The organism is Sporosarcina quadrami, assembly GCF_014836615.1.
GTDB classification, from domain to species: Bacteria; Bacillota; Bacilli; order Bacillales_A; family Planococcaceae; genus Sporosarcina; species Sporosarcina quadrami.
In genome coordinates, this window is sequence record NZ_JACSQN010000032.1 from 1 (window position 1) to 7,429 (window position 7,429).

At 42.1% G+C, this 7,429-nt stretch carries 7 protein-coding genes and 1 pseudogene; 4 read left to right on the forward strand and 4 right to left on the reverse strand.

What is annotated here, in order from left to right:
* Positions 1-194 precede the first annotated feature (194 nt).
* Together H9649_RS17590 and H9649_RS17595 are read left to right on the forward strand one after the other, a co-directional pair.
* Positions 195-473, forward strand: coding sequence for a hypothetical protein (locus H9649_RS17590; RefSeq protein WP_191696214.1), 279 nt, complete (start codon positions 195-197; stop codon positions 471-473).
* Between the two features lie 293 nt (positions 474-766).
* Positions 767-853 (forward strand): annotated as a pseudogene (locus H9649_RS17595) (IS3 family transposase); the annotation flags it as partial.
* Between the two features lie 63 nt (positions 854-916).
* Here the strand turns inward: H9649_RS17595 and H9649_RS17600 are convergent.
* From H9649_RS17600 to H9649_RS17615, 4 genes are all read right to left on the reverse strand, one after another.
* Positions 917-1,879, reverse strand: a complete 963-nt coding sequence (locus tag H9649_RS17600; protein ID WP_191696218.1) for a DUF4179 domain-containing protein — start codon at positions 1,877-1,879, stop codon at positions 917-919.
* A complete protein-coding gene (locus H9649_RS17605; protein WP_318241719.1) occupies positions 1,854-2,402 on the reverse strand; it encodes a sigma-70 family RNA polymerase sigma factor in 549 nt (182 codons plus the stop codon). The genes H9649_RS17600 and H9649_RS17605 overlap by 26 nt, the downstream gene beginning before the upstream one ends.
* A 295-nt stretch (positions 2,403-2,697) precedes the next feature.
* Positions 2,698-3,390, reverse strand: a complete 693-nt coding sequence (locus H9649_RS17610; protein WP_318241720.1) for a hypothetical protein — start codon at positions 3,388-3,390, stop codon at positions 2,698-2,700.
* Positions 3,383-4,207 carry an ABC transporter ATP-binding protein gene (locus H9649_RS17615; RefSeq protein ID WP_191696221.1) on the reverse strand — a complete coding sequence of 275 codons (825 nt, stop codon included), beginning with the start codon at positions 4,205-4,207 and terminating at the stop codon, positions 3,383-3,385. The genes H9649_RS17610 and H9649_RS17615 overlap by 8 nt, the downstream gene beginning before the upstream one ends.
* A gap of 179 nt (positions 4,208-4,386) precedes the next feature.
* Between H9649_RS17615 and H9649_RS17620 the strand changes: the two genes are divergently transcribed.
* On the forward strand, positions 4,387-5,373 hold the full coding sequence (locus H9649_RS17620; RefSeq protein ID WP_191696223.1) for an ABC transporter substrate-binding protein: 987 nt from the start codon (positions 4,387-4,389) through the stop codon (positions 5,371-5,373).
* The gene (locus H9649_RS17625; RefSeq protein ID WP_191696224.1) at positions 5,373-7,337 is read left to right on the forward strand and encodes an iron ABC transporter permease; all 1,965 of its coding nucleotides are present in this window, start codon (positions 5,373-5,375) and stop codon (positions 7,335-7,337) included. The genes H9649_RS17620 and H9649_RS17625 overlap by 1 nt, the downstream gene beginning before the upstream one ends.
* Positions 7,338-7,429: the final 92 nt, after the last annotated feature.

Sequence of the window (7,429 nt, forward strand, 5' to 3'; positions counted from 1 at the left end):
AAATCATCCGTATATTTAACCACAATAAAACACCCCAAAAGTTAGATTTTCTACTCTAACTTTTGGGGTGCACTTCAGATGACGGTTCGGGTGGGCTGTTTTATTATCTCAATCATTTGGTGAATAGATGCTTGGGCATATTATTGAAACTAAATGGTATAATAGCATCAATTAATCAAAAGGCGGTGTTTAGAATGGATGTTAACCGAGAAGATTTAAAACGTCTAATTGACTCTGTTAATGAAGAAGATGCTGCTGAAATATATGATTTTATTGGTTATATAAACATGAAACGGGAAAGAGAAGCTATCAATCAACTTGATGTTGAACTTTTGTCGGAAGATAAAGCGCTGATCCGTCAAATACAGAAAAGCAGGGAAGACCGTGCAAATGAACGTGTTTATGATCAGGAGCATGGACTAAATTATCTTCGGAATAAGAATGCGGAGTATGACAGTGAAGAAAACTTATAAAGTATATTGGTCACAAACTGCCCTTGATGAATTAAGCAATATACTTGCATATACTATGGATGTTAAGGAACGAATATATGTGGATACTTTTGATCGGTTATCCTACATGCCTCCCTTAACTGCAAAACAAATTCCTAATGGAAACTTAAAGGGTAATTGAGTAAGGCTTGGTTTATATCAAGTTTTACTGCTATTTGAAATTGATGAAGAAGATGCTGTTATTTGGGTTGATGGCATTAAGCATAAGAGAGAAAATATCTATTGGAAGAAGTAGGATAGACAGTGTGTTTCGTGAGTATTACAATCACAAGCGAATGAAGGCAAAACTAAAAGACCTGAGCCCGGTAGAATACCGAACTCAGATCTTAGAAGCCGACTAAAATATTTGTCTAACTTTATTGGGTCAGATCATTTTCACCACTTAACAAGAAGGGTTTTTTTCGTTATTTGTCTATTTCAACAATAATCTTATCCATTTTAAATTCTTTGATGTCTGCTTTACTATTTATTGATCTATATCTACCTCTAATTGAACCATCTTCATCAGTTCCCATAGAATATTTACTTTGATAAACATTCCCTAAATCATCTTTTACTTCAAGATCTACATGAGCCGAATCCCAATACTTTGTAATTTCTTTTGAAATTACTTCTTCGAAATTAATCAGCAATGACGTCGGAGTGATGATTAGTTTTTCTAAATTAATTGTGATTCCATCCTGTTCTTTCTTTTGATTAATTTTTTGAACGGTTATGTCTGCTTTGTTTAACTGAAAATTAAAGTTCCAGTCACCTATAATTCTCTCTTTATCAGTTGTTAGGCTAGGAAGGATGTAGTCAACTTTCCATTCAACGTTAATTGAAGAATAGTCGTCTTTAGCTATAGCAGTCGCTTTTCCAACATATTTATTTTCTCCTATTCTAACAATTTCGTGGTCACCATTTGGTCCTTCATTTTCTATACGGGGTATACCCTTAATATAAAAGGAATCTCCTAGATACTTATTGGTTTCAACTGAATACGTAAGAATTAAAGATTCCCCATCAAATATGGCTTCATTAACGGTTATTTTAATCCCATTGCTTTCTGCTACTTCATTGATTGGATTGGAATGTTCCTTATAATCCTCATCTAAGCCATCATAACTAAAGAACTTAAAGATACTTCCTATGACGGGAATTTCTCCAGCATTAGCCGTAAACGACAGTCCAAAGAGGGCAGAAGTGATGAGGCCTAATGTAAGAGAAGCAGCGATTACTGACGTTTTCCATTTCTTTTGTTTGCCCATCCCTTTCCGTTTTGGCATTTCCCCATCCAAAACGCTTTCTATAATGGTATCCAACTTTTCAACAGGCACTTGGATTTCATCGATTTCCCTTTTAAATGATAAAATTTTGTCGTTCATCGACATACACTCCCTTCAATTTTGACTTCATCTGTTCAAGCCCCCTGCGGATATTCGTTTTTACTGTTCCTTCAGGGCATTCCAAAAATGCAGAAATTTGCTTCACTGAATAATCCTCGTAATAACGCAATAACAGAACCGTTTTATACTTTTCTTCAATTTCATCGAGCGCATGCATTAAGTCAATTTGAACTTCGACACCGCCATGTCCATCTTGCCCACTATCCTCAAGCATTCCTTGATTGATCGGCACTATGTTCTTCTTATTCTTCAGAATCCGAAGTGCCGTGTTGATTAGAATCCGTGTGATCCAAGTGGAAAAATAACGGTCTTCCTTCAATAAATGTATGGATGCGAACGCATTCATAAGGGTCTCCTGAAACACTTCTAATGCATCATTCTCATTTTTCATATATATGAAAGCCATCTTATACAACTTTTCTTTCTCGTCATGCATCAAAGCCTCAAACGCTTTCTTGTCCCCTTTCTTCGCGCGTGAAACTAATCTTCTCTTCAAGACCAATCGACACCCCCCTTTCTTCACTCTATCTATTAGAGCATCATAGCACTGAAAACGATTCAACTTTTTGAAAAGTGAAAGCTTTTGTGTCTAATGCGAATAACAAAACGCAATCGAAGTAGCTAAGAGTTTATGAGAATATCTTAACGATGGACAAATGCTAGCCCCACGTCAATAAAGCATAAGCAATGAGAGTTAACCGTGATGATATAAAACGTCTAATTGCCTCTATTGTTGAAGAAGATGAAACGTTGAAAAACAGCCTGCACGTACCGGGAAATGGTACGTGCAGGCTGTTTCATTTTCTATTCAGCGGGCAATACGGACATTTTTCGATATTCGGCAATTCCTTATACAAGCAACAAGTTGTCCTTTTGTAATTTGCCATGGCTTCAAGGATAGGCTCGTTCTGTAAGAATTGCTGGAAGGGTGAACGTCTCAGTTGAGGTTTCCATGTTTCATCATTTAACAGAATCGCCAAATCATCTTGGGCGGACGTGTTATTCTCTTGGAACAACATCGAATACATCCAAATGACATAGCCCCAAATGTTCTCCCAAAGAATCAGTTTTGAAATATGCGCACGTTTGCTCATATAGTCTACGATTGGATGTCCATACTGTTCAAGAAGGAAACGGATATCGCTTTCCCGGTCTTGGACGATTCTGAATGAGTGGGAAGGGATGGAAAATGATATGTTCCCTTCGCCGGTCACTAATGAAATTTCCTCCAGTTTACCTGTCCATAGCAAGTCGAATTTGCTTAGCATATGCAATTGTGCGGCTATGAAGAAACCGTACTTTCGCATATAAATGGAGGCCGCCACGGCATCTGTAGGGGCACCCATTTCTGTATGGATCATCTTGAGTAATTCCGTACTGCCTGCATCAGTTAAGATATTATTTAAACTGATGGACTCGTTTGGTCGGTCGTTGACGAATACACTGAAACGTTCCAATCCGGCAAGCTGTTCAGCATTTAACTCAGGCACCTGTATTGCTCCTTACTTGCTGCACGATGCAACGACCACGTCCATAAGGCACGCAATGCGGTGTCCCGAAAAGGGGATCCGTCGACACTTGACACTCCATCCCGAATACAGAACGGACAAGGTCGCAAGTGATGATTTCCTCGGGTCTACCTTGTGCAAAAACACCGCCGTCTTTAATAGCAACAATATTGTGGGCATACCGGGAAGCCAGATTCAAATCGTGCAGTACCATGACGATGGTTCGGTTCTTCTGTTCATTTAATTCGAACAGTAAATCCAAAATTTCGATTTGATGGGTCATGTCGAGATACGTTGTCGGTTCATCCAATAAAATGACATCGGTATCTTGGGCAAGCGTCATTGCAATCCAAGCACGCTGACGTTGGCCACCTGATAACGTATCGATGGCTTGGTCTCGCAAATCGCTGATCTTTGTTGCTTCCATAGCCGCCTCGACCTTCTTCGTATCTTCTTCCGTCCAACGGGAAAGCCATGATTGGTGAGGGTAGCGACCTTGCTTCACGAGGTCATGAACCGTCAACCCTTCAGGTGACACAGGACCTTGAGGAAGGATGCCCATCTTTTTAGCTACACTCCGGGAAGACATCGAGTGGATATCTTTCCCTTCTAGCAAGACGGAACCGTCAGAGGGCTTTAATAACCGTGCAATTGAGCGAAGCAACGTGGATTTTCCGCAACCATTACTACCGACGAATACAGTGATTTCGCCTTTAGGAATGGACAAGTTCAAATTCTCGAATAGCAGGTGGTCTTGATAGCCGATCGACAGGTTTTTCGTATTTATCGTAGGGTGCATGCAAATGCCTCCGTTTCATTCATTATCCAAAGGAATGATAGCGTTCAATACTACATAGCATACCATATCTTCGACTAATTGAGAATGATAATCAATAATTTGTGAAAATACTTTACAAACACCATGCCAACAGATTACACTACTAATTGATAATAATTATCAGTTCGGAGGAAAAACACATGAATAAATACATGAAAACGTTATTGTTAGTGGCACTTAGTGCGATACTATTGGTTGGCTGTTCTTCGAAGAAAACAGAAGATGAAGGTGTGGTTAACGATAAGGCTGAAGACAGTGTAACTATTACAGGAGCAAATGGTAATGTGACACTTGATAAGCCTGCCAAGAAAGTTGTTGTCCTTGAATGGACATATGCAGAAGACTTGCTTGCTCTTGGTATGCAACCGGCAGGAATGGCGGATATTCAAGAATACCATAATTGGGTGAATATCGATGCTGAATTAAGTGATGATGTCGCTGATGTCGGTGGGCGTCAAGAACCGAATTTAGAGGAGATTGCTGCACTTGAACCTGATTTGATCATCGGCGTAAGTTTCCGTCACGATGCGATGATTAAAGATTTGGAGAAAATTGCTCCGACGGTCATTTTCAATCCATACCCTGAAGATGAATCGATTGATTTGTATCAAGAAATGACGACTACTTTCAATGAGATCGCAAAAGCTGTAGACAAGACCGATGAAGCTGAAAAAGTGTTGGCGCACTTGGATGAAAAATATGATGAGGCAAAAGCTGAAATTGATAAAGCTGATCTAAAAACTAAAAATTTCATATTGACACTTGCTTATTCTGGTCCGCAAGCTCCAGAAATCCGTGTTTTCACACCGAATTCAATGGCATCTCAAATCCTTGAGAAAATCGGTTTGAAAAATATACATGTACCTGATCAATTCGAAGTTTTCGGTTCTAGTACGTTCAACGTTGAAGGGTTGACGAAATACGAAGATGCCAACTATCTATTTACCGTTCAGGATGAAGATAATGTGTATGACAAGCAATTGAAAGACAATGCAGTTTGGAAAAACTTGAACTTCGTCAAGGAAGATCGACTATTTGACCTAGGTGGGGACACTTGGTTATATGGAGGCCCACTTTCTGCAGAAACAATGCTCAATCGAATAGTCGATACGATGGTCAATAAATAATGGCTAGAAGTACGACAGGGAAAAGATCGTTGTCCGTTGGGATTAGCGGTCTTTTCCTGTTAGTCATTTTATCTTTCATCCATTTAACGCAAGGTCAGGCGGATTATACGGTTTCACAGTTAGTGAAAGAAGTATGGGTAGAGGGTCGTATTCAAGATATCGTGCTCTCTCTACGACTTCCAAGGTTAGCAATCGGGATTTTGGCTGGTGGTGCACTTGCTATTGCAGGTGCTGTATTGCAGACGTTGACGAATAATCCGCTGGCGTCAGCGAGTACACTTGGTATTAACGCCGGCGCCTACTTTTTTGTCGTCGTTTCAATGATCTTTTTTCCCTCGATGCTCGGCGACTTTCCTTTTCTTGTTGCATTGGCAGGAGCAGTGCTGTCGTCAGTTCTAGTCGTCACGCTTGCGGGAAAGCAGATGGAACCCGTCCGTGTCGCGTTGACAGGAATGATCATCTCGTTATTGTTTGCTTCCATGACGGGCTCCTTACAGTTGTTATTTGAAAATCAGACGAACGGCCTCTTCTTATGGGGGTCTGGCACACTTGTGCAATTGAACTGGAATGGCGTATCGTTTGCAGGTCCAATGATCATTATTCTCTTCATTTTCACGTTAGGATTGGCAAAACCGATGGACATTCTTTCGTTAGGTGAGGACGTTGCATCCTCGCTCGGACAAAATGTGCGGGTCATCAAGCTGTTGGCGTGGGCTGCAGCTATTCTTCTTGCGGCAACAACTGTCAGTGTCGTCGGTCCGATCGGATTCATCGGATTGATGGCACCTCATATTGTGCGCATGCTCGGTATCCGTGGACATCTGCAAATTTTCCTTCAATCATTCCTCTGGGGAAGTGTCATGCTGATCGGAGCGGATGTGCTAGGCAGGCTGATCCAACCTGGACAGGAAGTGCCAGTCGGAGCGATGACTGCTTTGGTCGGTGGACCCTGGTTATTGTATTTGGCTTGGAGAACTGCGAAAACACATAGTAGAGGTGACCGTCAAATGGGCGGTACGCTGAAGCCGGTGAAATTGCCGATCGTTGTCGCAATCGTAACGGCACTGATTGTTGGTGTCTTGACGCTGGCTTTATCGTATAACGGTTCGGTATGGTCGATGGACTGGATGAAACCGGTTATTTGGAACTTCCGTGTGCCGCGGGTGCTGACAGCTTTCATCGTTGGTGTCATGCTTGCACTTGCGGGGGTTTTATTGCAAGGCGTCTTACGGAATCCGTTGGCGGATGCCAGTGTGTTAGGTGTGACATCGATGGGCGGCGCCGGAGCGATGCTGTTATTAGTCATGATTCCTTCTATTCCTGTTGAGTATATGCCGCTTGGCGCGGTCGTAGGAGCGGCAATTGCGCTTGGCATCATTTTAGTGACGTCCTGGAAAAATAACTTCCAACCGATGCTCGTCGCCTTGATGGGAATTGCCATATCGGCATTCGGCTCAGCTGCAACCCAAGTATTTGTCGTCAAGGCGAAGTTGGCGGTTGCCGCTGCCCTCGTCTGGTTGTCTGGAAGTACGTATGGAAAGGGCTGGGAAGACGTACAGCTCGCTTTAATAATGGTCGCCATTCTTATTGGTCCTGCCATCTATTTGACGCGTAGCTTGGACACATTGACATTCGGTGATGACGTAGCCGCGGGACTTGGTCTATCTGTCAAAACGACGCGTGTATGGGCATTGGTCGTTGGGGTGGCGATCAGTACAGCTGGCGTTGCGATTGTAGGGACAATTGGGTTTGTCGGACTTGTCGCGCCGCATATCGCCCGTAGACTAGTAGGTTTCCGTCATTTACCGCTGTTGGTCGTCTCGGGATTGTTGGGCGGTTTGTTGCTTGTCACGGCAGATTTTGTTGGTCGCATACTGATTGCACCAAAAGATATCCCGAGTGGACTTGTCGTGGCGTTGATTGGTACACCGTATTTATTGTATTTATTGAGAAAAATGAAATAAAACAGCCACACATCCTTTTGAAGTGCACCCCAAAAGTTAGAGTAGAAAATCTAACTTTTGGGGTGTTTTATTGTGGTTAAATATACGGATGA

What these genes read in the sequence shown, in the direction of transcription:
- H9649_RS17615 (WP_191696221.1), bottom strand. Translation starts at nt 4,207, where the DNA reads ATGCACCCTACGATAAATACGAAAAACCTGTCGATCGGCTATCAAGAC.
- H9649_RS17590 (WP_191696214.1), top strand. Translation starts at nt 195, where the DNA reads ATGGATGTTAACCGAGAAGATTTAAAACGTCTAATTGACTCTGTTAAT.
- H9649_RS17625 (WP_191696224.1), top strand. Translation starts at nt 5,373, where the DNA reads ATGGCTAGAAGTACGACAGGGAAAAGATCGTTGTCCGTTGGGATTAGC.
- H9649_RS17620 (WP_191696223.1), top strand. Translation starts at nt 4,387, where the DNA reads ATGAATAAATACATGAAAACGTTATTGTTAGTGGCACTTAGTGCGATA.
- H9649_RS17600 (WP_191696218.1), bottom strand. Translation starts at nt 1,879, where the DNA reads ATGAACGACAAAATTTTATCATTTAAAAGGGAAATCGATGAAATCCAA.